Below are 25,384 nucleotides of genomic sequence, written 5' to 3'. Positions count from 1 at the left end.
ATATGGAGAGAAAAACAGTATTGGTTATCGCGGATCTTGGAGGCTGCCCGCCGCACATGTTTTATAAGAGCGCAGCCGAAAAATACAATCTTGTCAGCTTTATTCCGAGACCATTTGCGATTACAGCCTCTCATGCGGCGTTAATTGAAAAATACTCGGTTGCGGTCATTAAAGATAAAGACTATTTTCAAAGTTTAGCTGATTTTGAGCATCCCGATTCGATCTATTGGGCGCATGAAGACCATAATAAGCCCGAAGAAGAGGTTGTCGATCAAATTGTCAAGGTTGCAGAAATGTTTCAGGCCGATGCCATTACGACAAATAATGAATTGTTTATCGCGCCGATGGCGAAAGCCTGTGAACGGCTCGGATTAAGGGGCGCAGGTGTACAAGCCGCTGAAAATGCCAGGGATAAAAATAAAATGAGAGCCGCCTTTAACCGAGCGGGCGTCAAATCGATCAAAAACAAACGGGTCACCACACTTGAGGATTTCCGTTCCGCGCTTGAAGAAATCGGCACGCCGCTAATTTTAAAACCGACATATTTGGCGAGCTCCATCGGCGTGACGCTCATCAAAGACATCGAAACGGCCGAGGCTGAATTTAACAGAGTCAATGATTACTTGAAATCAATCAACGTACCGAAAGCGGTCACATTTGAAGCGCCGTTTATCGCGGAGGAATTTTTGCAGGGAGAGTATGACGACTGGTATGAAACGGGCGGTTATTCCGACTATATCAGCATAGAAGGCATCATGGCCGATGGAGAATATGTCCCGGTCGCCATCCATGACAAAACACCGCAGATCGGATTTACGGAAACATCTCACATTACCCCGTCCGTCTTGGATGACGATGCGAAGCGCAGAATTGTCGAAGCGGCCAAAAAGGCAAATGAAGGGCTTGGGCTGCAAAATTGCGCGACACATACGGAAATTAAACTAATGAAAAACAGAGAAGCCGGTTTAATTGAGTCCGCAGCCAGATTCGCAGGCTGGAATATGATTCCGAATATTAAAAAGGTCTTCGGCGTCGATATGGCACAATTATTATTGGACGTTCTCTGCTTCGGAAAAGACGCCGATCTGCCAAACGGATTATTGGAGAAAGAACCGTGCTATATCGCTGACTGCCATTTGTATCCTCAGCATTTCAAAGAAAACGGCCAGCTTCCTGAGACGGTTGCGGATTTCGTTATTGAAAACATTGAGATTCCGGCCGGCATCTTAAAAGGAGATACCGAACTGGTTTCTTTTTCAGCGGCTGCACCTGGTACGTCTGTTGATTTGCGGCTCTTCGAAGCTTTTAATTCCATTGCGGCATTTGAGCTGAAAGGCAGCAATTCTCTTGATGTGGCTGAGTCAATCAAACAAATCCAGCAGCAGGCGAAGCTGACTGCAAAGTATGCGTTATCGGTATGAAACAGCTGAAACCGAACTCTAAATATTTGCTTTATGGGCAGGCGCTTTCGTTTATGGGAGACTATTGTGTTCTCCCGGCCCTGCTCATTTTGTCTACATACTATCATGATTACTGGGTAACCTCGGGTGTCATCGCGGTTCGGAGTATTCCGATGGTATTCCAGCCGTTTTTAGGCGTCCTCGTTGACCGCCTCGACAGGATTAAAATCATGCTGTGGACGGATGTGATCAGGGGTGTCATCTTTTTGGGGCTCACGTTTCTCCCGAAAGGCGAGTACCCGCTGATTTTTCTGGCGCTGCTGTTTATTTCTTACGGAAGCGGCGTGTTTTTTAATCCGGCCCGCCTTGCGGTCATGTCTTCTTTAGAATCGGATATTAAAAACATCAACACCTTATTTGCAAAAGCCACGACGATTTCCATTATTGTCGGAGCTGCGGCCGGCGGGCTTTTCCTGATAGGCGGCTCTGTACAGCTGGCTGTTGCCTTCAACGGTTTGACCTATTTGACTTCCGCGTTTTTTATCAGACGCATTAAGCTTCAATCTGTGCCGATTCAGTCTGAAAATGTGAAAGAGGCTTTTCAATCGTTTAAAGAAGGCCTGAAGGAAATCAAAACGAATTCATTTGTATTAAACGCTATGTTTACGATGATTACGATGGCGCTTCTGTGGGGTGTCGTCTACAGCTATTTTCCGATCGTCAGCCGTTTTTTAGGTGACGGGGAAATCGGCAACTTCATCCTTACTTTCTGTATCGGCTTCGGCGGTTTTATCGGTGCCGCTCTCGTCAGCAAATGGGGCTTTAACAATAATAAAGGTTTACTGTATTTTACCGTTTTATCCATTGTCTCGCTTGCGCTGTTTTTGTTTACGCCGATATTCGCCGTTTCTGTCATTGCCGCTATTCTCTTTTTCATCGCGATGGAGTATGGGGAAGTGCTGGCGAAGGTCAAAGTGCAGGAGAACGCGGCGAATCAGATCCAAGGGCGGATTTTTTCCGTGGCTGAGGCGTCCATCGGGTTATGCATTGCGGTGGGTTCCATGCTGATCAACGTGTTAGACGCCTCTGTGATTATGGCTTTCATCGTCATCTTGGTAAGCGGTTTGTTTCTGCATACAAAACTGGTCAATAAATCGTTTTCGGAACGAGATAACAAATCAGAGCAAATTCATTTATAAGGAGTCTTTCAGATGGAAATAACACCGTCCGACGTCATCAAGACACTGCCGAAGCAGGAATTTTCGCTCGTTTTTCAAAAGGTAAAGGAGATGGAAAAAACGGGGGCAGAGATCATTAATCTCGGGCAGGGAAACCCTGATCTCCCCACACCGCCGCATATTGTGGAGACATTGCGGGAGAGCGCTCTGAATCCTTCTTATCACGGGTACGGGCCGTTTGGGGGCTATCCTTTTCTGAAGGAAGCCATTGCGGGTTTTTATGAGAGGGAGTACGGAGTTTCCATCAACCCGGAAACGGAAATCGCCCTGTTCGGCGGAGGAAAGGCGGGCCTGTACGTTCTGACGCAATGTCTGCTCAATCCCGGTGACATCGCATTAGTCCCGAACCCCGGCTATCCTGAATATTTATCGGGAATCACAATGGCAAGGGCAGAGCTGCATGAGATGCCCCTTCATTCGGAAAACGGCTATTTGCCGGACTTTGAACAGATCGATCCTGCTGTCTTGCAAAAGGCCAAGCTGATGTTTTTGAATTACCCGAATAACCCGACGGGAGCCGTAGCAGACGCTGCGTTTTATGAAAAGGCGGCTGCATTTGCCAAAAAGAACCAGATCCATCTGATTCATGACTTTGCGTACGGTGCGTTTGAGTTTGATAAAAAACCGGCCAGCTTTTTGCAGGCGGAAGGTTCAAAAGCTGTCGGCGCGGAGCTTTATTCATTCTCAAAAACATTTAATATGGCAGGCTGGAGAATGGCGTTTGCCGTTGGGAATGAGAAAATCATTCAGGCGGTCAATGAGTTTCAGGATCACGTCTTCGTCGGCATGTTCGGCGGTCTTCAGCAGGCCGCAGCGGCGGCGCTGTCCGGAGATCCCGCCCACACAGAAAGCCTGAAGCGCATCTATGCGGAACGAATCGGCTTTTTTACGGAGTTATGTGAAAAGGAATTAGGCTGGAGCATCGAAAAGCCGAAAGGAACGTTTTATGTATGGGCTGAAATTCCGAAAACATTTGAGTCCTCACACCAATTCTCCGACTATTTGCTGGAGCATGCCCATGTCGTCGTGACGCCGGGCGAGATTTTCGGCAGCAGAGGAAAACGTTATGTCAGAATTTCGATGGTGGCCAAGCAGGAGGAACTGCGGGAATTTGTCATGCGGATTCAAAAGCTCAGCCTGCCGTTTTCCTCATTACAAGAAGTATCCCGCTAAAAAGCGGGATTTTTTTATATGCTTCTCATGCTGCCGCCGTCCGCTGAGACTTGCTGCCCTGTAATATAAGAGGCTTCTTCAGAGGCGAGAAATGCGGCCAGTGCAGCGGTTTCTTCGGCAGACCCGACGCGTTTCATCGGAATACCCGAAGCAATCCGTTCTTCCGCTTCCTCTTTGGAAATGCTGTTTTGCTTCATGACATTCTGCACAAAATGATGATAACGGTCTGTAGCGATAAACCCTGGATTCAGGCAATTGACAGTAATGCTGTGAGGAGCGAGCTGAATGGCGATATTTTTACTGGCATTAATTAAAGCGGCATTCATCATACTGTTGGTAAACATGTTTGCGCCCGGCTCTTTCCACAGGTTCCCGACGATATTGATGATTCTGCCAAATTCGTTCCGCTTCATGAATGAGGCGGCCCTTTTCATAGAGTCGATATAAGCAATTGTTTTATTCGTAAAGGTTTTTGTCATATCCTCAATATCACAATTTTCAAACGTATCCGGCGATCCGCCCGGAATATTATTGATCAGGACATCAAGCCGTCCGCATTGTGATTCGATTTTTTCAAAAACGCCCGCTCTCGTCTGCTGATCGGACATATCACCCGCAAGAACGGTAACGCTTGCCTCAGGATGTTTGGCTAGAATGTCTTCTTTCACAGGTTCAATATTTTCGAGGACGCGTGAATTGACGACAACGGCAAAACCATTGTCCGCCAGCTTCAGAGCAATCGCTTTGCCGATTCCCTGGCTGGCTCCCATAATAAATGCGGTTCGTTTTGACAAATATCTGCACCCCTTTATAAAAATGGAATCTCTTTTACATCGTAAAAAAAAACCGCTAAAATAGCAAATTTTATTTAAATTCTGACAAATAAAAAACCCCGCCGAGAGGGCGGGAGAGAGCATTACACATATAGGAATTTCGGAAGGGTGTCCAGAGACAAGCGGTTTCCGACAAAAAATGAACCGAATTCGCCGTAGCGGGCACTGACTTCGTCAAAACGCATTTCATAGACAAGCTTTTTGAACTGAAGCACATCATCGCTGAACAGCGTGACGCCCCATTCGTAATCATCAAAACCGACAGATCCTGTGATAATCTGTTTGACTTTGCCGGCATAGCTCCGTCCGATTAAGCCGTGGCTTCTCATCAGGCTTTTGCGTTCTTCCATGGACAGCATGTACCAGTTATCTTCGCCGCTTCTTCTTTTATCCATCGGATAGAAGCAAATGTATTTTGCTTCCGGCAGCTCAGGGTAAAGGCGTGCACGCACATGCGGATTTTCGTACGGATCACCGTCTCCGCTCGCCAAGTAATTGCTCAGCTCGACCACTGACACGTAGGAGTAGGCCGGAATCGTAAATTCAGCAAGCCTTGATTTATTGAATTCAAGCTCAATTTCATTTAATTCTTCCATTGTCGGTCGAAGAATCATCAGCATAAAATCTGCCTTTTGTCCGACGATGCTGTAAATGGTTTGCGAGCCTCTTCCTTCTTTTTGGGCGGCGCCCCATTTTTCAAGCAGACCCGTAAATTCATAAATAATCGATTGGCGTTCATCGCTGGATAACAGTTTCCAAGAAGCCCAGTCCATCGTGCGGAAATCATGAAGCGCATACCAGCCGTCCAAAGTTTGGGCCGCTTCATTCGTTTTTTGCTGCTCACTCATTTATCTTCACTCCTATATCTTTTCATTAATGCCTTCACTATATCACAGTTTAACCGTTTCGGCTGTGGAGAAACCTTGAATAATCACAAGTCTTGTATGAGAAACTAAGCCGTGTTTGCATAGGTGATTAAATTAGTTAGAAAAATAAGATTTTTAATTGAAAGCGCTATAATAGAAGTTGGTTATTTGAATTTAGCTGGAAGAAGAGTATGCTGTAAAAGTAAGCGTTTTTTGTCAACATAGAGGAGGGTATATCGTGGCAGATTTATTTACAAAAGTACAAGAAAAAGTAGCAGGAAAAGATGTGAAAATCGTATTTCCTGAAGGAATGGACGAACGTATCCTAGTTGCGGTCAACAACCTGGCGGTCAACAAGGTATTAAAGCCGATCGTTGTCGGCAATAAAGAGGAAATTCAAGCAAAAGCGAAAGAATTAAATCTCACGCTTGACGGCGTTGATATTTATGACCCGCATACATATGAAGGCATGGAAGAACTTGTTCAGGCTTTCGTAGAACGCCGCAAAGGAAAAGCGACGGAAGAACAAGCGCGCAAAGCTTTGTTAGACGAAAACTACTTCGGCACAATGCTTGTGTATAAAGGCCTTGCAGACGGCCTTGTCAGCGGAGCCGCGCATTCTACGGCCGACACGGTTCGCCCTGCGCTGCAAATCATCAAAACAAAAGAAGGCGTGAAAAAAACGTCCGGCGTGTTCATTATGGCCCGCGGCGACGAGCAATACGTTTTCGCGGATTGTGCAATCAACATTGCGCCTGACAGCCAAGATCTTGCGGAAATCGCGATCGAAAGCGCCAATACGGCTAAAATGTTTGATATCGACCCGCGCGTAGCGATGCTCAGCTTCTCTACAAAAGGATCGGCAAAATCAGACGAAACAGAAAAAGTGGCGGAAGCCGTTAAGGTTGCAAAAGAAAAAGCACCTGAGCTTACTCTGGACGGAGAATTCCAATTTGACGCTGCCTTCGTGCCATCCGTTGCTGAGAAAAAAGCGCCGGATTCCGAAATTAAAGGGGACGCAAATGTATTTGTATTCCCAAGCCTGGAAGCCGGAAACATCGGCTACAAAATCGCTCAGCGCCTCGGCGGATTTGAAGCGGTGGGACCGATTTTACAAGGTTTAAATATGCCTGTAAACGATCTTTCAAGAGGATGTAACGCCGAAGACGTCTACAACCTTGCTTTAATTACGGCAGCTCAAGCGCTGTAACCCTGAAACGGCGGCCTTTTTTAAAGGCCGGCCGTTTTTTTATAGAAAAAAAGTGACTGCGGCCCAGCCGAACAGAGATAAACAGACAGAACCGAGCAAACCCGCCGCCAGCGCTCTCCAGCCATTATTTTGAAACGCTGACACATGCACCTTCAAGCCGAGCCCGGCCATCGCCATCCCGATGAGGACATACGATACATGAACAAGGAACGCGGCCTGTGATGCCGAAACAATACCTAGTGTGTGAACGGCGCTCATTCCGAGAAATCCAAAGATAAACCAAGGAACAGGCAGAGAAGAAAAAGAAAGCGGCTCAGATTCTCCGTTGCGGCGCGCCCATAATCCAAGTGCCAATGCAGCCGGAACGAGCAGCGCAACCCTCGTCAACTTGACGATAACCGCCATCTCGACAGCTTCTTTTCCCCCGATACTGCCGGCTGCCGCCACATGCGCCACCTCATGAAGCGTTGCCCCGCAAAACGCCCCGAAGGCCGCGGGAGAAAAGCCTAATAAATGATACGAAAGAGAATAAATGACCGTAAAGACGGTTCCCAGTAAAGAGACAGCGGCTGCACTGATAGCGGCAGCGCTTTCATTTGATTTGATCTGCGGAGCTATCGCCGCAACAGCAGCAGCCCCGCAAATCGCTGTGCCGCAAGCAGTTAAAATACTGAGATTCTGATCTATACGGAACAGGCGGGACAGCATATACACAACGGCAGATGCAAACAGCATACAGCTGACTGCGATCGCAAAGACATGCCAGCCGGCATGATAGATATCAGCCAGGTTCAGCCGCATGCCAAGCAGAATAATGCCCGTTTTCAGCAAGTATTTACTTGAAAAAGCAATCCCCGGCTCTAATGATTTTCGCTCTCCGATTACCGCGCGGCAGAGCATGCCGATCAGCATCGCAATCACAAGCGTGCCAAGCATATTTAAATAAGGCAGGCTGCCGGCATAAGAAGCTGCAAACGCAATCACTGCGGCAACCGAAACCCCCTTCAAAACTGAAACACCGTTTTTCATCCCTGTCACTTCCCATCATCTTGATAACTTCACTTTACTGCGGTTTCAATCATTAGTAAAATATATTTATATGATCTAAACGATAAGGAATATTAATAATGGGGAGCGATGCTTTTTGTATTACGGCGAACTGAAAACATTCATTGCTGTTGTAGAAGAAAAGAACTTTACAAAAGCGGCGCAGAAGCTGATGATTTCTCAGCCGAGTGTCAGCCTGCACATCAAAAATCTCGAGAAGGAGTTTCAAACCGCTTTGCTCAACCGCTCGCCGAAGCACTTTACGACGACGCCGACAGGGGATATTCTCTATCAGCGCGCAAAGCAAATGGTCTTTTTATACGAGCAGGCGAAATCAGAAATTTACGCCCATCATCATTATGTAAAAGGAAAGCTGAAAATCGCAGCGAGCTTTACCATCGGCGAATATATTCTGCCGCCGCTTCTCGCACAGCTTCACGGCGAGTATCCCGAGCTGAACTTAGACGTGATGATCGGCAACACAGAGGAAGTCAGTGAAGCGGTTCGGATGCTTCAAGCCGATATCGGACTGATTGAAGGGCATACGGGAAAAAACGAGCTGGACATTCAGCCGTTCATGGAGGATGAATTATGCATCGCGGCTCCCAACGGTCATCCTCTGGCAGGCAAAAAAAACATCCCGATTACAGACCTGCAAAACCAAGCATGGGTGACGAGGGAAAAAGGCTCGGGGACGAGAGAATACTTGGACCATGTGCTTCATTCAAACGGGCTGCGGCCGAAGTCCATGATGACCATCAGCAGCAACCAGGGCGTCAAGGAAGCCGTAATCAGCGGACTGGGTCTTTCTGTTTTATCAAAAAGCGTGCTGCAAAAGGATTTGCTTCACCACAGCATTTCCGTGCTTCATGTAAAAGGCTTCTCCTTAAAGCGGAAACTGTCTATCATTCAATCTTCCATTATGGAGAACACAAAAAACAAAGAAATCTTCATCGCTCTTCTGAAAAGCCAATTTCAATCATCATGAGCGGAATGATATAATAGACGCATTCAAAGCCTATAACGAAAGGGATTTAATATAGATGGGAAAGCAACCGATTGATTTACTCATGCAGCCGAGCTGGAGGATCATTGACCAATCCAGCCTTGGCCCTTATTTTGATGCGAAGCAATCATTTGCGATGGATGATACGCTGTGCGCTTCCGTCGGCAAAGGGGATTCACCTGCGACAGCCCGTTCCTGGGTGCACCACCAAACGATCGTTCTCGGGATTCAGGACACACGTCTTCCGTTTTTAAAAGACGGCGTGAAATTGCTTGAGGATGAAGGTTACCGCGTCATTGTCCGCAATTCCGGGGGGCTTGCGGTCGTGCTTGATGAAGGCGTTTTAAATATCTCTCTTATTTTTAAAGATGAAAAAAAAGGCATAGACATCGACAGGGGATACGAAGCGATGGCCGAGCTGATGCGGCGCATGCTGAGCCCGTACAATGCAGAAATCAAAGCTTATGAAATTAAAGGGTCATACTGTCCGGGCAGCTATGATCTCAGCATCGGCGGCAGAAAATTCGCCGGCATTTCTCAAAGGCGCCTGCGCGGAGGAGCGGCGGTGCAAATCTATCTCTGCGCCGACAAAAGCGGAAGCGAACGCGCTGATCTGATCAGACGTTTCTATCAAGCGGCTTTAAAAGATAAAAGCAACGACCCAAAAGGCGTATATCCCGACATCCGGCCGGAAACGATGGCATCATTAAGCGAATTGCTCCAAACAGATATTACCGTGCAGGACTTAATGCTGTCGCTTTTGACTGAACTGAAGGAACTCAGCGGATGTCTGTATGCAGCGGGATTATCGCAGGAAGAAGAAGCGGTATTTGAAAAAAATCTGACCCGAATGCTTGAGCGGAATGAGAAGGTGTTCGGTACGAAGGAAAGCTTGGACTAGGTCCGGGCTTTTTTTTGGTGATTATATACTATTTAATTATAGTGAAAAAAGAAGTGTTATATCAAAACTAGTTTACAATATATACCTTATTTGATTAATATATTGATGTAGGTTCCAAATAATTCTATAAACTGAAGGAGATGGAGATATGAATTTTAAAAAAATAAAAGAAGAAAAAAGAATCACTATCCCGACACATTTGTTAGCCGGAGATGCAGAGCAATCAGGTAATACTTTCGCTTGGAGCGGCTGGGTGCTTGTAGTGCCGAGTCAAGAAGACAATCAAAACCCGAATTTGAATTTCTCTGATTTAGCCGCTCAAAAGTAAGATTATCATTTGTTTGGGACCTACGCATCTGAATCAAGGTGGTGAGAGTTTGACACAAGAGTATATAAGAGAAATTAAGCGGGGAGCACTGTCATGGATTGTTGAGAATATCCATTTCTTTGATATGAATCATAAAGTAGCGAATGATTTCAGATGGCGGCTTAAAATATTTATAGAGCTCATTTTTCTTACCAATTACCTAATCAGAAATCAGGCAGATGATAAGGAGGTTGCTGTTTTAACAGAGTTTATTACAGAAAGGCTTCACAATGATCAGCTTGAGGAATTTATTCATTTTGATCCGGACGGACTTGCCGGATTGGCTATAGCAGGGGAATTTCTTACCTTAACTGATCACCCGTCACGGGCTTCGGTGATATGGGAGCTGGAAAAATTCTCGGCAACGCGTTTTGATTGCAGCCTTGCTAAAATTCCCTTTCGGAAAATGGATCTGAAGTACAGTCTGCAAAGAGCAGGTGTAACTTCCGAAATAACGGACTTTTCTGACTTATATAACTACACAGCGGCTGGTCAGAATATCCCAAATACATATATGACTGATCATGATGCGTACAGTATGACTCATACGATTTTTTATATAACAGACATGGGATGTTCTTCGCTTACAGATAAAGAGTATCATCTGCCGTCTTTAAAAGAAAAGGTCCTGAAATTTCTAGGGATCTATATATGTCTTGAGAATTTGGATATTACCAGTGAATTATTGATGTGCAGTTCTTTTTTAAATATCGACATGGAAAAAGAAAATCATAAACCGCTCTATGCGGCAGCCTGGAATAAAATATACCAGGGCCGAATGAAAGAAGGGAATGTTCCGGGCATCACCTATCAACATAAAGCCGGTATGAGAGGTGAACAGCGAAGAGAAGATGTGTTTAAACATTGCTACCATACAACACTTGTCGCTGCGGGAGCCGCGCATGCCTGTCTTAGAGCAGAAAGGAACGAATAACTTGAACAGATTAGCTGAAGAGACGGATACATTTTTATTATCTTTTGCTGAACAATCGCTTCCGGATATGAAGAGTATTCAGCTGTTTGCCGGCTTCTGCAAGCACTACAGGAAGACGAGCCATTCTTCCGCTGTAAAAGAACATACTGAAAGGATTGCGTCTGCTTTCGTTGATAAGTCATGCTGGGAAGATCTGTTTCACTGTAATACGGCTATTGTCAATGAATTGATTCACATCTATTTAACGGCAAAAACTTATAAAAAGAAGCAGGGATTGGAAGCGGATGATCAGATTATACGTCATGGATTGAAAAATGGCTATCTTATAAAAAAAGAATGGCCTTATTTTAAATACGCTGAATTAGTCGGTTTGCTGAACGAACTGGGAATGTCATCTGATCATGAAAAAGTGCGCTTTTACAAAAATTCGATGTTTCAGCCTTTGCTTCATGACGCATGGAAGAGAACAGCGGAAAACGAGCTGGAGTTTATTGAGTATTGTCTTCTTCATTTAGATAAGGGGGAGCATCAGCTTCATCCCGGCTTGAAAGCTTCCATTCAAAAATGGCTTGTATTTTGTATCGGCAGCAAAAAAATGAAACAACTGTGCACTATGTTATTTATCCAATCATGTATCGATCCTTTTTTTTATGGCTGTCAAGCTGCTCTTCATTATATAAATAACGAGAATCCAACCATTCATTTCGCTCCGGCTCTTCTGCCGGCGATTGAGATTCTGAATCTGGAGTGTGGAACATGCAGATAGTAAAGGAACATTTTAATTTAAAAAAAACAGAAAAATGGCTGCTGTTTTTTTGGAAGAACCTCCAGCTGCAGCCGGAAGAAATGGAAGCAGATGATCTTATGCACCTGTTTTGCGGTTTAGCGGCATGTCATCAATTTGAAAAAAGAAAGGATTCAGAAGAAGTCATTCTATACTTAGACCGTTATTTTGGAGAAAAAACGCACGAATGCCATCCGGTTCTGTTCGCGTATGCGTATCATGTATACCGCAGGATGAATGCCGCAAAAAGCACTTTTTTTCATAACGGACTTGAACAAATGGTCAGCGGTTTACAAGATGAGCTGAATTCAGAGCCTTCCTCCATGATCCTAATGGTGTTAGCAGTTTATTTTGGAGCGGTCTCTCTGGAGGAGCTGCTCGTTTACTTAGAATCCAGCATGAAACGGGAGGCAGATTTGCTCATGGCAGCAGGCGGCAGGCAGGAAGAACAGATGGATGCCCTTTTTGCCGCCGCTTACTTGCAGATGAAAGAATTGCAGCCTTTTCTCACAGAATGGTACAAAACATCAGATTTTGCTTTCTCAGGTTTAATGTTAGCTGAGTGCAGAAGGTATCACATTGACGCCGTTGCAAAATACACAGCCATTATGAAATTTCTCCAATTCGATGAGGCGCTTTTTATACGGGAAGGGCGGGAATTTCTATGCTTTCAGCAACGAAGCAGCGGGAGCTTCGGTTATTTAAATCCATTAGCTATGGACCAAGGGAAGGTCAGCGGCAAAATGCTGGACCGTCAGTATTTTCTGCCGTCCGCTCATTATGCCGCCGCATCGCTGTCTATGCTGTAATGTCTCTCTTTTGAAAGACGGAAAAAGAAATCAATAAACAAATAAGAAAGTAGATCGCTATCATCGTCACAGAATAGGGGATTGTTAATGTTGAAATCGCATCACCCGCGCTTTTATTTACATAAGCAACGAGATTTAAATGCGGAAAGAGCGTAAATTTATACCATGTATATTGGGCAAGCAAATCAGTTCCGCCCAATATACTGCCGGCAAACAGCAGTAAAATGGATAAGCAAAGGGAGAGAGCCTGGCTTTTGAACAATACTGACAAAGTGAACGCAATGGTGACAATACTTATAATTGATATGAAACGTAAAAGGAGAATGATCCCGGATGCTTTTAATGAACTGATGGTATACAGGCTGTCATTTAAATGAGTATAGACGAGTGGATATGAAGCATTAGAAAAACCGAATAACACGCCGCCGATCAGCAAACAGCTCATACAGTAAAATAAGTAAATCATACCGGTAAACAGAAGGGACGCCAGAAATTTTGATGCTAAAATCCGCCATCTTCGGTTCGGGCTTGTAGCGATAAATTTAATCGTCCCAAGGGCAAACTCTTTAGAAACAACCCCGCTGACGGTTAAAATCGCGGTTAAGCTTACGAAAATCTCAAGTCCGTTTGAAGTAACCGTGCCGAAAAATCTCCAGCCGTTCCATTCATAGGGGTTGATATTATGCTCCAAATAATAGTCTTTATTTTTAACATCGGCTGAATAATAAACGCCCGTCGTTTCAGCCGGTTTCTCAATTTCTTCTTGTTTTTTTTCTGCGAGGAGCCGTTCTTTCCAATTGTTATCCGAAGAAGCATCTAACTCATGGTTCATGATAAGGCCGGTCAGCAAAACGATGAGAAACAGGAAAAAAAGAGATAAAAGCGTGCCTTTTTTTCGGGTTATTTTTATGAATTCGTTCTGTGCCAGATGAAATATGCTCATACCGCATCCTCCTTATCTGTTATCATCATGTATTTTTCTTCCAAAGACAAAGTTCTTGCGGAAACGCGGGAAATCAGAATCTCTTTCTCTGCCAAAGATTTAATGACATACGGAATGGTGTCTTCTTCTGCTTCCAATTCAATGATGCGGTTCTCTTTTTGCTGCACTTGAAGAATACCTTCCTGTTCTAATATTTCTTTCGCCCTTTCAGGGTTATTAACCGTGACGGTAAACAGCTTTTTCTGAGCAGAATCATTTCTTTTCTTCATCTCTTCAATTCCTAAAATCCGTCCATTTTTGATATAGGCAACCCTGTCGCAAATCTCCTCCATTTCCGACAATAAATGACTTGATAATAAGATGGAAACTCCTTGCTGCGCTAAATCAGAAAGAATGGTGCGCAATTCCTTCATGCCTTTAGGATCGAGGCCGTTCATCGGTTCATCCAGAATTAATAACCCGGGGTTGTGGAGAAGAGAATAAGCGAGCCCCAAGCGCTGTTTCATGCCTAATGAGAAATTTTTTACTTTTTTGCGGGCAGCCTGCTCTAATCCGACTTTTGCAAGGATATTCATAAGGTCATCCGTTCGCAGCGAGCCACTGCGCAGTTTAGTGAAATATTTCAGGTTTTGCAAAGCGGTCATATTCGGATACATGTCCGGGCCTTCGATGATAACCCCGATATGTTTCATAAAGTATTCAAAGTCGCTGTCCGGCCTGCCCCTGAATGAAATGGCGCCTTCTGTTTTTTTAATAAGCTGTACGATCATTCTGAAAATAGTGGTTTTTCCTGAGCCGTTCGGACCTAAAAGGCCGAATATCTCACCTTTTCTCACATCGAAAGAGATTGACTGTACAATTGGTGTATGATTGATTGTTTTAGAGACATTTTTTAGTATCAGGGCTGGTTCAGTCATAGTATTTCCTCACCTTCCTTATGAATTAGGATAAAAGCCGTCAAAACCGAAGAACATGCTTCCGATCAGGCCGGCAGCGATTAAAATGAGAGCAATGCTATACCACATTTTTCGATTCAATGGTCTCCCTCCTTACAACGCTGACATTCCATTTGAAATAGCGCAAAAAGATGCGGAATATCAGTTTCGAAAGATCAAATCCGGCCATAAACACAGCCATACCCGCTCCGAGGACAATACATCCGTTAAAAATGGCTGTTACAATCGGCACTTTCACAAGGAGAAAGAATGACCCGGTTATCAGCATAAGGCCGATCGCCATCAAACTTAACACCGTAACAGAGGCAAAAAGAAACGGGGTCAGCATAAACATGAAGTTAAACAGGCTCATACCTAACAGCAGACCGAATGCTTTGAAAAAGGATCGCCATGTTTTCTGCTCCTGGGCATCATTGATGAAAATATCTGCTTTTAAGGTACGCGCAAGTGTTTTGGGATTTCCTAAATTTTTGGCGATTTGTTCATCGCTTTTTCCTTCCGCGCCGCCCATTTGGAATATTTCGCCGATATCCGCGAGTATCTCTTTTTGCTCAAGTTCCGGCAGATCTTTTATTTCACGCCGGAGCTGTTTAAGATATTGGTCTTTAAACATTCACTTTCCCTCCTTAATGATGTTGTTCACTTTTTCGGACAAGTCGAGCCATTCTGCTTTTAACGTGTGATGGTAAAAGGCGCCTTCTTCTGTTACTTTGTAATATTTGCGTGACGGGCCTTGATCTGAAGCTGCTGTATACGTTTTTAAATAGTTATTTTTTGTGAGTCTTCGTAATATGGGGTAGATGGTGCCCTCAGACACAGGGAACGTTTCACTTATGATCTTTATTAATTCATAACCATATAAATCTTCATAAAGAAGCAGAGACAAAACACAAAGTTCTAACGCTCCTTTTCTTAATTGGCTATTCACTTTACTATCATTCCCATCATATCTAATAATTGTATTCTCTATACAGTGTATTGCACAGTAGCTAATCGATCAATAATTCCCAAGAACCATTTGGGATGAGGAATTGAATCTTTATGCTTATGTACGGGCGAGGACTGAGATTGCAGGCCTTATGGGAAGAATGCCTCCGAACATTGTTTACATTAATATAGATCAGCATGCGCGTCATTGACAAAAGGCAAAAACCCCTTTTTCCGTGATTAGGAAAGGGGGTTTTTCCGTTATTCGGCCATTTTTTCTAAATTGCCGTTCCGGTCCATTTTGAAGGATGGAGAGGCATGTTCGTCTTCTTCAAATAAAACTAGCTTTCTGGCTCTGTTCATGATTTTAACTAAGGTTTCGTAGTCCTCTTGAATGGTTTTTTGATCTTTTTCAAGCTTTTCTACAGCCGCTTCCAGTTGCTCGGTTTTCGATTGCAGTTCTTGGTTTTCCCGTTTTAAACGGTCATTTTCCATTTGCAGGGCAGAGGTTTGCTTTCCGCTGCCTTCATAGGTCTGCAAAAATTGAATGACATCGGCCATTGTGAGATCCGGCGTTTGGATTTGCTGCTGAGGAGCCAGCAAATGTGATAAACTAGCTAACTCTTCCTTGAAGCTGTCATCCACATAAGGCATATGTTCACCTGACATGACGGCGGTTTGATTTTCTTTAGGTTCTTCTGTTTGAACTGTTTCTTTTGCTGCGGTTTCTTGAATGATATCCGCTTCAGGCGCAGGCGGCTGATATAATAGTTTCTTTTTGGCCGGCTGGCCGTTGCCGAGCGCGCGCATCCGCTGTTTTCGCTGTTTTTTGGCAAGCTGAAGCGCTTTTTCATATTGATGGCGGACGACGGCATTCCATCTGAATCCGCAGGCTGCCGATGTCCGGTTTAATTTATCACCCACTTCTTCAAAGGCATTCAGCTGTGTGCTGCCTTCCCGTACGTGCCGGAGCACGGTTTCCGCCAGCAGCAAATCATTTTCCTCTGACCAGGCGTCCTGTCGTTGTTTTGTCAATGTTCTCAACCCCCAATAATCTTTTGATGGTATTAGAATGTCCAGATTGGAAAATATTTATACAAATTGGCTGAAAGAATGAGAGATACGCAGAGCCTTGCAGGAAAAACTGAATCCTTGTACAATGGAGTGTGATGTGATTTTTTCGTTTTAAAAAATGATTTTTAACATAGAGGAACATTGAATGAAGGGAAGCGTACATCATGGCTAATGAATTTCGAGTGTGTGATGATTGCCAGGCCACGAATATCAAGACATTGCTGCCGCGTTTAAAAGAAGCTGACCCGGATGCGAAAGTGGAGATCGGCTGTCAGTCGTATTGCGGGCCCGGACGTAAAAAATCGTTTGCTTTTGTGAACAACCGCCCGCTGTCGGCTCCGAGTGAGGACGAGCTAATTGAAAAGGTGAAAAAGAAAATCAAAAAGTAAATTTGTGTTTTACAACAGCCTCGCCCGATGGGTCGGGCTTTTTTGCTTCAAAAAATCGATTTCAGGAAACTGGAACAAAACGCCGGATAAATTCAAGGATGTTTTCAAATTATAGAGCCGATATAATAGAATCACGGCTAAAAAAAGAGGGAATGACGATGGCGTATCCAAATGGAAAATTATCAGAAGAAAAAGTGTTTAAAGATCCGGTCCACCGCTATGTTCATGTACGGGACAAGCTCATTTGGGATTTGATCGGCACCCGTGAATTTCAGCGGCTGCGCAGAATCAAACAGCTCGGCACGACCTATTTGACGTTTCACGGCGCCGAACACAGCCGGTTTAACCATTCTCTCGGTGTCTATGAGATTGTCAGAAGAATGGTTGACGATGTCTTTAAAGGGCGTCCTGAATGGGATGACAGTGAACGTGAACTCTGCCTCAGCGCTGCGCTGCTGCACGATTTGGGGCACGGGCCGTTTTCTCATTCCTTTGAAAAGGTTTTTCATCTGGATCATGAGGATTTTACGAGGGAAATCATTTTGGGCGACACTGAGGTCAATCAAGTGCTCAGAAAGGCAGGCCCGGGATTTCCGCAGGATGTTGCTGAAGTCATTGCTAAAACATATAAAAACAAACAGGTGGTCAGTCTGATTTCAAGCCAGATTGACGCCGACCGGATGGATTACTTGCAGCGGGACGCGTACTACACGGGTGTCAGCTACGGGCATTTCGATATGGAACGGATTTTAAGGGTGATGCGTCCGCGTGAGGACCAGATCGTCATTAAGCAAAGCGGCATGCACGCCGTTGAAGACTATATTATGAGCCGCTACCAAATGTACTGGCAGGTTTATTTTCATCCTGTGACGAGAAGCGCTGAAGTCATATTGACAAAAATTCTCCATCGCGCGAAGCAGCTTCATGAGGAAGGGTATATCTTCACTCATGCTCCCGTCCATTTTTATTCTATTTTTGAAGGGAAGCTGACGCTGGAGGACTACGTAAAGCTGGATGAATCGATTATTTTGTACTATTTCCAAGCCTGGGAGGAAGAAGAAGACGCGATACTGTCCGATTTGTGCCGCCGCTTCATTAACCGCCAGCTGTTTCAATATGCCGAATTCAATCCGAATGAGGAAATGTCGGCTTATTTTGAGCTGACGGCTTTATTTAAAGAGGCTGGAATCGATCCGAACTATTATTTAGTCGTCGATTCTTCATCGGATCTGCCGTATGATTTCTATCGTCCGGGTGAGGAGGAGGAACGGCTTCCGATCCATCTGTTAACGCAGAGCGGCCAGATAAAAGAGCTGTCCAGACAGTCGGCTATTGTGGAATCCATCTCGGGAAAACGGCGGACGGACCACAAGCTGTATTATCCGATGGACCTCATTTGTGACGGTTCAGAAAACCCTGAAGCAAAATTGAAAATCCGGCAGCTGCTGGGACTGACATAGAAGGATTTTGGTAAAGAAGGAAAAGGAGATGTCGGGAATTTGTTGAAAGAACATGCAAAACTGATGAAGGTGTTCTCGGATTCTGGAGAAATCATCGGGCGGAAGAAGCTGCAGAAAATCATTTATATCGCGAAAAAAATGCAGTATCCTTTCTATGAAAAATATGATTTTCATTTTTACGGCCCGTATTCTGAAGAATTGACGCTTCGGATTGAAGAACTGTGCAATCTTGGATTTCTGGATGAGGTAAAGGAAAAAAAGGGCGGCTACTTTCAATACCGTTACACGCTGACGGAGACGGGAGCCGAATTTTTGCACCATGCCGAGCTTACGATGCCGGATATGAAGAATTATATCGACAGCGTCAACAGCCGCTCTTCACGGTTTCTGGAACTGGTGTCTACGATTTTGTATTTTGACGGTCTTGAAGCTGAGGAAAAGAAAGAGAAAGTGTTTACGATAAAAAGCAAGCAAAAATATACGGATGAAGAATATGATGAGGCGCTTCAATACATAGAAGAGCTGAAACACATTTGTTAAAGGCGAGGGCTTTCGTCTTTTTTTATGAAAAAACCAGGCCGCACAAAGCGGGCCTGGTTTTGTTTATTTTCTTAATGTGCTGTGCTTGTACGAATATAAAAAGTAAACGATTACGCCGATGATCAGCCAGATGGTAAAATAAAGCCACGTTTTCAGCGGCAGATTGACCATTAAAAATAAACAGCAGATAATGGCCAAAATCGGCAGAACGGGTACAAACGGCACTTTAAATCCCCGAGGCAGATCTTTATGGGTGCGGCGGAGAATCAGCACGGACAGACTGACCATGGCGAATGTCAATAATGCGCCGATGTTCGAGAGATCTGACAGTTCTTTCAGATTAACAAAACCCGCAATAAATGCGCTGATCAGTCCGATCAGCCATGTATTAAAGATGGGCGCCCCCGATTTCTTTCCGACAATGGTAAAGATTTTCGGCAGCATCCCGTCTCTTGCCATCGCCAGGGATATGCGTGTCGCTGCATATGTATGGGCGAGAACGACGGCCATCAGCCCGATCACCGCTCCGGCAGCGATAACGCCCGCCACCGCGTTTTGTCCGACGGACTGTAATACATAAGACATGGCTTCCGGCACATTAAGCTGTGAATACGGAACCATCCCCGTCATGACCAGACAGACAATGACGTATACCAATGTACAGATCACCAGTGAACCGATAATACCGATCGGCAGGTTGCGCTGCGGTTTTTTGACCTCTTCAGCCGAAGCGGAAATCGCATCAAAACCGAGAAACGCAAAAAAGACGGCGGATGCCCCCGTGATAACGCCTTTCACTCCAAAAGGCATAAAAGGATGCCAATTGCCGGGCTTCACAAAAAAGCTTCCTGTGATGATAAACAGCAAAACAATTCCGATTTTTACGAGAACCATTACATTATTAAAGGTTTTGCTCTCTTTGGAGCCGCGTGACAGAACGACGGCAATCAATAAAGTAATGATGATGGCAGGAAGGTTGACGATGCCTCCCTGGCTCGGCACGTGCAGCAGACTTTCCGGCAAAGGCATGCCGATTTCGGCTAACAGATTATTAAAATAACTTGACCAGCCGCTTGCCACCGCGGACGCCGTCACCATATAAACGGATAAGAGCGTCCAGCCCATTAAATGGCCGACAATTTCCCCCATGGTGGTGTAAGAGTAAATATAGGCGCTTCCGTATACCGGGAGAACAGAAGCGATTTCGGCGTAACATAATGCTGCAAGACTGCAGACAACGGCTGCAATGATAAAAGAAAAGATAACGGAAGGCCCGGCGTTTTTCGCGGCTGTAATGCCTGTAAGGACCATGACGCCCGTCCCGATGACGGCGCCGATGCCCAGTAATGTTAAATCAAATCCACCCATCGTTTTGGCAGTCTGCCTGTTTCTGCTTTGTTCAAGCAGCTGGGCGATGTCTTTTTTTTGTAGGATATTCCGCAACACGCATCCCTCCATCCAAAAGCAAAAGCCAAGAGAGACTCTTTGGCTTTTACCCGTGTCACATCTTCTGTGTAATCGATAATCCTGTGTTCTGTTTCCCCGTCTGTTCCGTTTCTTTTCCAGTCATATTGTCTGCCGCATCCGATCAGATTATCCTTTCTGTCAAACGCTGTCACCCTTAATGATTTTACCTGAATCATGTCTATAAAACCAGCATTGCATAAAAGGGGCGGGTGAAAAAGAGGGAGACAATAGTCTGTATAGGGCAGGATAAAAGTTGCGGGCAGTCGGCCGGAATTTTGACTTTCTGCGCAAGATATCAGTAAAATGTAATAAAAAACATTCAGATTATGATGGATGCATCTTGAAATGGGGAGTTTCTGCATGAAGTACGACAAATTGCAAGCGAATGTACTGGATCACGCCCTCACAAAATATTTAAAAAGCACGAAGAAGTTAGATGAGGCAACGATTCCGAAGAGTATAAACAATATCAGAGGATTTATTCTCAGGATTATTTATCGGCACGGTACGTGCACGATTAAGGATATATTGCAGGAGGTCACATTATCGCCTTCTGCCACGACAACTGCTCTTAACCATTTAGAAAAGGAAGGGTTTGTAGAAAGGTCGAGAAATAACGAAGACCGCCGCACGGTATGGATGACGCTTTCTGAATCGGGCAAAATGGCGGCCATGCAAATGATTGAAAACAGGCAGATGTTAATTGATGAGCTGTTCGAGGTGTTAACGGAGGAAGAAAAGAAAACCTTTTTCACCATAATTGAAAAGTTGATGAAGTAAGCCAGCCTGCATGGCGCAGCGCTGGCCGGGATTTACTCCGTGTCGCTTATCCGTTTACCGGCGACGGCGTAATGATCCTTTCTCATTTCGTCAATCATGACAATGATCTTTTCTTCGGCAGCGCCGGTAGTTTCTTTTACGGCTTCTGTTACTTTTTCAACCAGATTCCGCTTTTGCTCATCTGTGCGGCCTTCCAGCATTTTAACGGTTACGAGCGGCATGGTGCTGATCCTCCTTTATCGTTTCCTCTCCTTGGGAAGAGGGGTCTCTTATAGTATACTGAATAGAGAACATTCTTGCATTTTTTTAAAAAGGGGATTTTTACATTTGGACAGATTTTTATATTATCCGCTGGAGCTTCTGCCCTATGTCGTGATTACGTTAATCGTGGCATTTACGATGCACGAACTGGCGCATGCGTATGTCGCGTATCGGTTCGGTGATGATACCGCGGCGAAACAGGGAAGATTAACGCTCAATCCGGTCAAACATCTTGATGTATTCGGAACGATTTTAATTTTAGTGGCGGGATTCGGCTGGGCCCGTCCGGTGCCGGTGAATCGCCGCGCCTTTAAAAACCCGCGGCTGGCGGGTGTGCTTGTTTCTGTGGCCGGGCCTGTCAGTAACCTGCTTCTTGCCTTTATCGGTTTCTTTTTGTTAGTGTTGATGCATGCTTACGGAATGGAGCTGCTTTCAGCATTCAGCACAGGGCTGGACCAGTTTTTCTCCATTTGGATTCAGCTCAATCTCGCGTTATGTTTATTCAATCTGCTGCCGCTCCCTCCGCTTGACGGCTACCGGATCATTGAAGATCTCGTGCCGCAGCGGGTGCGCGCCAAAATGACTCAATTTGAGAGCTACGGCATTATCGTTTTCTTGGTGCTGTTCGTTACACCTGTCGGTTCTTATGTCGTATGGCCTCTGTTAAGCGCCGGCAGAGCTTCAATTCTCAAGCTGTTTGCAGCTATATTTCAACCGCTTTTGTAGGAGGGTTTTTTCATGGAAGAAGGAAAAAAGAAGAAATCAATCGGGTTTAACATCATTAAAAGTGATCCGACCGACGGCCATGGCGGTTTTGGTGTGGGGGCGCTGAGCCTCGATAATATTTCTCCGGTGTTTGTCGATGTAGAAGAAAAGGAAGCCTTCGTCGATATCGGTGCGATGCACGCCCGCAGTGTCGTAGAGAAGGGAATCAAATTCCTGCCGAATAAGGATGAAGTGCCGAACGGAAAACCGTACTGGCTCGTATGGGTCACCATTGACAGAAGAGTGGAAGGCCCATATTACGCGGGAGTGACGGCTTGCGAAATGACGGTGGACAGAAGCATCAGAAGAGGCTATAAGTCACTGCCGGAGCATGTGAATTTAATGGATAAATCAATGAAGCGCCACATTATCGTGGACAAAATGGATGACAGCTCGAAGCATGTGCTTGCACAATTTTTGCAGAAGCACGACCAAGGGCTGTGGGACCGTTCGTCCGACGAATTAAAAACGGGTCTGCTTCAGAAAGAAAAGTAATTTGTGAACTTTTTGTGAACTTTATAAATATTTGCACTATTCCGGAATTCTTTTGAGTAAACTGTTCATAACAGAATCAGGACATGGAAAATCCCGAGCCGAACCAAGACTCGGGGTTTTTCATGTTTATGCGGGGGTTTATGATGTTCACTTCATTTGAAATCGGGCCATGGATCATTGAAGCCGATGCAACTGAAACGAGAAAACAATACGAAAAATCATGGGCCGATCCTTGCAAATGCGGGTCCTGCCGGAACTTTTATGAGGCGATGAGTCTTCTTCCTGCCGAGAAAACGGACTTGTTTACGCAGTTTGGCATTCGTCCGTCTGTATGTCATGAGCTGGGAGAGCACGGAAAGGAAAATGGCCTTCATCTCTATGCGGGCAGCTATCCGATTGTCGGCCGGCTTGGCGAAGGCGGGCCGAAGTTTCATGTTGAGAAGGCAGGGGATATCAGCTTTTCGTTTTCTTTACCGAGTACGACGTTTTTTATACCGAAGGATTTTCCTGAACCCATCATCCATCTTGACTTTATGTTCGGGCTTCCATGGGTTATTGCGGAGAAGTACGAATAAAGCCCGGCATACAATGTGCCAGGTTTTACTCTTTTTTCCCAAGCCACTTGTCCCACCATTTTTTGCGCGGGTGCTCTTTGCGGCCCGGAGCATGTTCCTTTTCTTTTTTAGACGGCTCCGGTCCGTAGCACACGTCGGCGGGTTCTGTGCCTGCGATAAAATACGTATAATGTTTTGCGGGGCAGCCCGGCCCGGAGGTGTATCCGGAAGCGGGATCAATGTAAACGCCGGTCACTCCTTTCGGCGGTTTAAAGGCCATTTCCGGCTCTCCTTCAAGCGCCTTCTCCATAAAGTCCGCCCAAATTTTCTTCGCATAGCTTTTTTCCTCTACCGAATCAATCGTGCTGTTTTTGTCATAGCCTGTCCATACCCCTGCGGCAAGCTCAGGATTAAAGCCGATCATCCAGCTGTCGGCGCTCGTTGTGCCTGATTTTCCGCTGTATGTTCGTGTCAGCCTCTCGGAAATGGTGCGTCCGGTAACCGATGTGTAGCCGTTTAAGTCTTGATCAAACATGCCCGTCATCATGCTCGCCGTTACAAAAGCCGCTTTCTTATCGAGAACCTGCTGATGCTTGCGCGGCTGTTCATACAACACATGGCCGGCGGTATCAGTCACCTTTCTGATAAAGGCAGGAGAGATTTGTTTTCCGCCGTTTGCGAGCATGGCGTAGGCATTGACCATTTCAATCGGACGTACGGGCTCGGTTCCGAGCGCCAGCGACGGAAGGGCCTTTAAATGCTCGGTAATGCCGAATTCCTTTGCCGTGGATACGAGCTTGTTCATGCCGAGAAAGAGGTGGGTCTTCACGGCGTAAATGTTGTCAGATAAAGCAAGCGCCTGAAGCAGAGTGATTGGTTTATTCGCGTAATACCCATTGTAGTTGCTCGGAGAATAGGTATCTCCGTTTGCGTCAATCTGAAACTCTGTTTCTTCGCTTTTCATCAGCGTAACGGGCGTAAAGCCGCTCTGAATCGCTTTGTAGTACAGTAAAGGCTTTATCGTGGAAGCAGGCTGACGTTTTGCCTGAGTGGCGCGGTCAAACGGGCTTTTCTCATAATCGCGTCCGCCGAGCAGCGCAAGCACGCGCCCTGTTGCCGGATCAATTGCTGAAAACCCGACCTGAATATCCGAGCCGGTGTTCATCGTATTGGCCACAGTGTTTTCTGCGATCCGCTGCAGGCGTTTGTCAAGTGTCGTATAGACCCGCAGTCCGCTTGTAGCCAGCTGCTCCCGTGTCATACCGAGCTTTTTCTCAAGCTCTTTCATCGCATCATCATAAAAATAAGGCGCCGTTTTCGCTGCGGTTTTGTTTTGCAGCGGACGATAGATCAGCGGCGCTTTCTTCAGGCTGTCCGCTTTTGCTCTTGTGATCATCTTTTGACTTGTCATCAGGCGCAGGATGGTTTCCTGGCGCTGCTTGGCCTTCTTTTCGTTTACATAAGGCGAATAGCCGGACGGGCCTTTCGGAATGCCGGACAAAAGTACGGCTTCCGCATCGGTTATATCCTTTGCGTGCTTGCCGAAATACAGGCGGGAGGCGGCTTCAATGCCATACGCGCCGTGTCCGTAATAAATTGTATTTAAATAACCTTCTAAAATCTCGTTTTTAGAATAGTTTTGTTCAAGGCGGATGGTATAAAACGCTTCATTCCATTTCCGTTTCCACGTCTTATCATGTTCCAGGTAAAGATTTCTCGCGTATTGCTGGGTGATGGTGCTTGCGCCCTGCACCTTGGCCATCGCCTTCACATCGGCAAGCGCAGCAGCTGCCATACGCCGATAATCAAATCCGTGATGCCGGTAAAAGTTTTGATCCTCCACGGCGACGGCGGCTTTTATCACCGTCGGATTGATATCTTTTAAATGCACCCAATAACGCTTTTCTCCAAAATCAGTTTCGCCAAGCTTTGAGCCATCATTCGCATAAAGGATCGTGGACTGAGGGACCCGGACGGAGGGGGCGCCCTGCCATTTTGCTGCAAGAAGGACGGCTGTGATGCATACGCCTGTCACCATCCCGCCGAGCAGTGTGAGAAATATGCAGGCGCGGACGGTTTTGAGCGTTATTCTAAGCTGTTTTCTTGATACTTTATCCACTTTTGGGAACCCCCTTTTTCATGATTCTATTATTATGTGAAAAAAGGGGGTTTTTTAAACATCAGGAAGGGGACACATCTTTACTT

The 25,384-nt window shown here is 45.5% G+C and carries 28 protein-coding genes; 17 read left to right on the top strand and 11 right to left on the bottom strand.

What is annotated here, in order from left to right; genetic code table 11:
* Positions 1–2 precede the first annotated feature (2 nt).
* From bacD to KY305_RS03325, 3 genes are read left to right on the top strand one after another with little or no spacing between them, the layout of a single operon-like run.
* A complete protein-coding gene (gene bacD / locus KY305_RS03335; RefSeq protein ID WP_223061336.1) occupies positions 3–1,421 on the top strand; it encodes an alanine--anticapsin ligase in 1,419 nt (472 codons plus the stop codon).
* Positions 1,418–2,599: a bacilysin exporter BacE gene (gene bacE, locus KY305_RS03330; RefSeq protein ID WP_223061335.1), complete on the top strand. Its 1,182-nt coding sequence runs from the start codon at positions 1,418–1,420 to the stop codon at positions 2,597–2,599. The genes bacD and bacE overlap by 4 nt, the downstream gene beginning before the upstream one ends.
* 12 nt (positions 2,600–2,611) lie before the next feature.
* Positions 2,612–3,811, top strand: a complete 1,200-nt coding sequence (locus tag KY305_RS03325; RefSeq protein WP_223061334.1) for a transaminase BacF — start codon at positions 2,612–2,614, stop codon at positions 3,809–3,811.
* A 14-nt stretch (positions 3,812–3,825) separates the two neighbouring features.
* Here the strand turns inward: KY305_RS03325 and bacG are convergent, their stop codons facing one another.
* Entirely contained in the window at positions 3,826–4,605 is a 780-nt protein-coding gene (bacG, locus tag KY305_RS03320) for an NADPH-dependent reductase BacG (RefSeq protein ID WP_223061333.1), read from the bottom strand.
* Between the two features lie 122 nt (positions 4,606–4,727).
* A complete protein-coding gene (gene hemQ / locus KY305_RS03315; RefSeq protein WP_214800022.1) occupies positions 4,728–5,492 on the bottom strand; it encodes a hydrogen peroxide-dependent heme synthase in 765 nt (254 codons plus the stop codon).
* 256 nt (positions 5,493–5,748) lie between these two features.
* Here hemQ and pta point away from each other — a divergent pair, with 256 nt between their 5' ends.
* Positions 5,749–6,720 carry a phosphate acetyltransferase gene (gene pta / locus KY305_RS03310; RefSeq protein WP_223061332.1) on the top strand — a complete coding sequence of 324 codons (972 nt, stop codon included), beginning with the start codon at positions 5,749–5,751 and terminating at the stop codon, positions 6,718–6,720.
* A 39-nt stretch (positions 6,721–6,759) separates the two neighbouring features.
* Here the strand turns inward: pta and KY305_RS03305 are convergent, their stop codons facing one another.
* Positions 6,760–7,749: a YeiH family protein gene (locus KY305_RS03305; RefSeq protein ID WP_223061331.1), complete on the bottom strand. Its 990-nt coding sequence runs from the start codon at positions 7,747–7,749 to the stop codon at positions 6,760–6,762.
* 115 nt (positions 7,750–7,864) lie between these two features.
* Here KY305_RS03305 and cysL point away from each other — a divergent pair, with 115 nt between their 5' ends.
* From cysL to KY305_RS03275, 6 genes are all read left to right on the top strand, one after another.
* Positions 7,865–8,755 carry a cysJI operon transcriptional regulator CysL gene (gene cysL, locus KY305_RS03300; RefSeq protein ID WP_061522482.1) on the top strand — a complete coding sequence of 297 codons (891 nt, stop codon included), beginning with the start codon at positions 7,865–7,867 and terminating at the stop codon, positions 8,753–8,755.
* Between the two features lie 55 nt (positions 8,756–8,810).
* Positions 8,811–9,674, top strand: a complete 864-nt coding sequence (lipL, locus tag KY305_RS03295) for an octanoyl-[GcvH]:protein N-octanoyltransferase (RefSeq protein WP_223061330.1) — start codon at positions 8,811–8,813, stop codon at positions 9,672–9,674.
* A 148-nt stretch (positions 9,675–9,822) separates the two neighbouring features.
* On the top strand, positions 9,823–10,002 hold the full coding sequence (locus tag KY305_RS03290; protein WP_223061329.1) for a hypothetical protein: 180 nt from the start codon (positions 9,823–9,825) through the stop codon (positions 10,000–10,002).
* A gap of 49 nt (positions 10,003–10,051) precedes the next feature.
* Positions 10,052–10,975 (top strand): DUF6895 family protein, encoded by a 924-nt coding sequence (locus KY305_RS03285; protein ID WP_223061328.1) that lies wholly within the window; start codon positions 10,052–10,054, stop codon positions 10,973–10,975.
* Complete coding sequence (locus KY305_RS03280) at positions 10,944–11,741, top strand: hypothetical protein (protein WP_223061327.1); 798 nt, start codon at positions 10,944–10,946, stop codon at positions 11,739–11,741. The genes KY305_RS03285 and KY305_RS03280 overlap by 32 nt, the downstream gene beginning before the upstream one ends.
* Complete coding sequence (locus tag KY305_RS03275) at positions 11,732–12,568, top strand: hypothetical protein (protein WP_223061326.1); 837 nt, start codon at positions 11,732–11,734, stop codon at positions 12,566–12,568. Before KY305_RS03280 ends, KY305_RS03275 begins: the two co-directional genes overlap by 10 nt.
* Here KY305_RS03275 and KY305_RS03270 read toward each other — a convergent pair.
* From KY305_RS03270 to KY305_RS03250, 5 genes are all read right to left on the bottom strand, one after another.
* A complete protein-coding gene (locus tag KY305_RS03270; RefSeq protein WP_223061325.1) occupies positions 12,558–13,511 on the bottom strand; it encodes an ABC transporter permease in 954 nt (317 codons plus the stop codon). The genes KY305_RS03275 and KY305_RS03270 overlap by 11 nt on opposite strands.
* A complete protein-coding gene (locus KY305_RS03265) occupies positions 13,508–14,428 on the bottom strand; it encodes an ATP-binding cassette domain-containing protein (protein ID WP_223061324.1) in 921 nt (306 codons plus the stop codon). The genes KY305_RS03270 and KY305_RS03265 overlap by 4 nt, the downstream gene beginning before the upstream one ends.
* A 97-nt stretch (positions 14,429–14,525) precedes the next feature.
* Positions 14,526–15,080, bottom strand: a complete 555-nt coding sequence (locus KY305_RS03260) for an HAAS signaling domain-containing protein (protein WP_223061323.1) — start codon at positions 15,078–15,080, stop codon at positions 14,526–14,528.
* Positions 15,081–15,395 carry a PadR family transcriptional regulator gene (locus tag KY305_RS03255; protein ID WP_223061322.1) on the bottom strand — a complete coding sequence of 105 codons (315 nt, stop codon included), beginning with the start codon at positions 15,393–15,395 and terminating at the stop codon, positions 15,081–15,083. It lies immediately after the preceding gene.
* 260 nt (positions 15,396–15,655) lie between these two features.
* Entirely contained in the window at positions 15,656–16,429 is a 774-nt protein-coding gene (locus KY305_RS03250; protein WP_223061321.1) for an RsfA family transcriptional regulator, read from the bottom strand.
* A gap of 203 nt (positions 16,430–16,632) precedes the next feature.
* On the opposite strand from KY305_RS03250, the gene KY305_RS03245 reads away from it, so the two are divergent.
* From KY305_RS03245 to KY305_RS03235, 3 genes are all read left to right on the top strand, one after another.
* The gene (locus KY305_RS03245) at positions 16,633–16,857 is read left to right on the top strand and encodes a YuzB family protein (RefSeq protein WP_223061320.1); all 225 of its coding nucleotides are present in this window, start codon (positions 16,633–16,635) and stop codon (positions 16,855–16,857) included.
* 158 nt (positions 16,858–17,015) lie between these two features.
* A complete protein-coding gene (locus tag KY305_RS03240) occupies positions 17,016–18,317 on the top strand; it encodes an HD domain-containing protein (protein WP_214800008.1) in 1,302 nt (433 codons plus the stop codon).
* A 39-nt stretch (positions 18,318–18,356) separates the two neighbouring features.
* The gene (locus tag KY305_RS03235) at positions 18,357–18,857 is read left to right on the top strand and encodes a YwgA family protein (RefSeq protein WP_214800006.1); all 501 of its coding nucleotides are present in this window, start codon (positions 18,357–18,359) and stop codon (positions 18,855–18,857) included.
* 63 nt (positions 18,858–18,920) lie between these two features.
* On the opposite strand, the gene KY305_RS03230 is transcribed toward KY305_RS03235, so the two are convergent.
* Positions 18,921–20,300, bottom strand: a complete 1,380-nt coding sequence (locus KY305_RS03230) for an APC family permease (RefSeq protein ID WP_262417536.1) — start codon at positions 20,298–20,300, stop codon at positions 18,921–18,923.
* 384 nt (positions 20,301–20,684) lie between these two features.
* Here KY305_RS03230 and KY305_RS03225 point away from each other — a divergent pair, with 384 nt between their 5' ends.
* Positions 20,685–21,104, top strand: a complete 420-nt coding sequence (locus KY305_RS03225; protein WP_223061318.1) for a MarR family winged helix-turn-helix transcriptional regulator — start codon at positions 20,685–20,687, stop codon at positions 21,102–21,104.
* Between the two features lie 32 nt (positions 21,105–21,136).
* Here KY305_RS03225 and KY305_RS03220 read toward each other — a convergent pair whose 3' ends face one another.
* Positions 21,137–21,325: a 2-hydroxymuconate tautomerase gene (locus tag KY305_RS03220; RefSeq protein ID WP_020957977.1), complete on the bottom strand. Its 189-nt coding sequence runs from the start codon at positions 21,323–21,325 to the stop codon at positions 21,137–21,139.
* Between the two features lie 106 nt (positions 21,326–21,431).
* Between KY305_RS03220 and KY305_RS03215 the strand changes: the two genes are divergently transcribed.
* The 3 genes from KY305_RS03215 (at position 21,432) to KY305_RS03205 (ending at position 23,200) form a co-directional block, all read left to right on the top strand.
* Complete coding sequence (locus KY305_RS03215; RefSeq protein WP_223061317.1) at positions 21,432–22,091, top strand: site-2 protease family protein; 660 nt, start codon at positions 21,432–21,434, stop codon at positions 22,089–22,091.
* A 12-nt stretch (positions 22,092–22,103) separates the two neighbouring features.
* On the top strand, positions 22,104–22,625 hold the full coding sequence (locus KY305_RS03210) for a YwhD family protein (protein ID WP_223061316.1): 522 nt from the start codon (positions 22,104–22,106) through the stop codon (positions 22,623–22,625).
* Between the two features lie 143 nt (positions 22,626–22,768).
* Positions 22,769–23,200, top strand: coding sequence for a hypothetical protein (locus tag KY305_RS03205; protein WP_223061622.1), 432 nt, complete (start codon positions 22,769–22,771; stop codon positions 23,198–23,200).
* 25 nt (positions 23,201–23,225) lie between these two features.
* Here the strand turns inward: KY305_RS03205 and KY305_RS03200 are convergent, their stop codons facing one another.
* A complete protein-coding gene (locus KY305_RS03200; RefSeq protein WP_223061315.1) occupies positions 23,226–25,298 on the bottom strand; it encodes a transglycosylase domain-containing protein in 2,073 nt (690 codons plus the stop codon).
* Positions 25,299–25,384: the final 86 nt, after the last annotated feature.

Origin of the sequence: Bacillus sp. YC2 (assembly GCF_019891195.1) — a bacterium.
Classification (GTDB): Bacteria; Bacillota; Bacilli; order Bacillales; family Bacillaceae; genus Bacillus.
This window is presented reverse-complemented; position numbering and strand designations above follow the sequence as displayed.

Coding starts and splice junctions, on each gene's coding strand:
- bacD (WP_223061336.1), top strand. CDS start 3: ATGGAGAGAAAAACAGTATTGGTTATCGCGGATCTTGGAGGCTGCCCG.
- bacE (WP_223061335.1), top strand. CDS start 1,418: ATGAAACAGCTGAAACCGAACTCTAAATATTTGCTTTATGGGCAGGCG.
- KY305_RS03325 (WP_223061334.1), top strand. CDS start 2,612: ATGGAAATAACACCGTCCGACGTCATCAAGACACTGCCGAAGCAGGAA.
- hemQ (WP_214800022.1), bottom strand. CDS start 5,492: ATGAGTGAGCAGCAAAAAACGAATGAAGCGGCCCAAACTTTGGACGGC.
- KY305_RS03305 (WP_223061331.1), bottom strand. CDS start 7,749: ATGAAAAACGGTGTTTCAGTTTTGAAGGGGGTTTCGGTTGCCGCAGTG.
- lipL (WP_223061330.1), top strand. CDS start 8,811: ATGGGAAAGCAACCGATTGATTTACTCATGCAGCCGAGCTGGAGGATC.
- KY305_RS03290 (WP_223061329.1), top strand. CDS start 9,823: ATGAATTTTAAAAAAATAAAAGAAGAAAAAAGAATCACTATCCCGACA.
- KY305_RS03280 (WP_223061327.1), top strand. CDS start 10,944: ATGCCTGTCTTAGAGCAGAAAGGAACGAATAACTTGAACAGATTAGCT.
- KY305_RS03275 (WP_223061326.1), top strand. CDS start 11,732: ATGCAGATAGTAAAGGAACATTTTAATTTAAAAAAAACAGAAAAATGG.
- KY305_RS03270 (WP_223061325.1), bottom strand. CDS start 13,511: ATGAGCATATTTCATCTGGCACAGAACGAATTCATAAAAATAACCCGA.
- KY305_RS03265 (WP_223061324.1), bottom strand. CDS start 14,428: ATGACTGAACCAGCCCTGATACTAAAAAATGTCTCTAAAACAATCAAT.
- KY305_RS03260 (WP_223061323.1), bottom strand. CDS start 15,080: ATGTTTAAAGACCAATATCTTAAACAGCTCCGGCGTGAAATAAAAGAT.
- KY305_RS03245 (WP_223061320.1), top strand. CDS start 16,633: ATGGCTAATGAATTTCGAGTGTGTGATGATTGCCAGGCCACGAATATC.
- KY305_RS03240 (WP_214800008.1), top strand. CDS start 17,016: ATGGCGTATCCAAATGGAAAATTATCAGAAGAAAAAGTGTTTAAAGAT.
- KY305_RS03225 (WP_223061318.1), top strand. CDS start 20,685: ATGAAGTACGACAAATTGCAAGCGAATGTACTGGATCACGCCCTCACA.
- KY305_RS03220 (WP_020957977.1), bottom strand. CDS start 21,325: ATGCCGCTCGTAACCGTTAAAATGCTGGAAGGCCGCACAGATGAGCAA.
- KY305_RS03210 (WP_223061316.1), top strand. CDS start 22,104: ATGGAAGAAGGAAAAAAGAAGAAATCAATCGGGTTTAACATCATTAAA.
- KY305_RS03205 (WP_223061622.1), top strand. CDS start 22,769: ATGTTCACTTCATTTGAAATCGGGCCATGGATCATTGAAGCCGATGCA.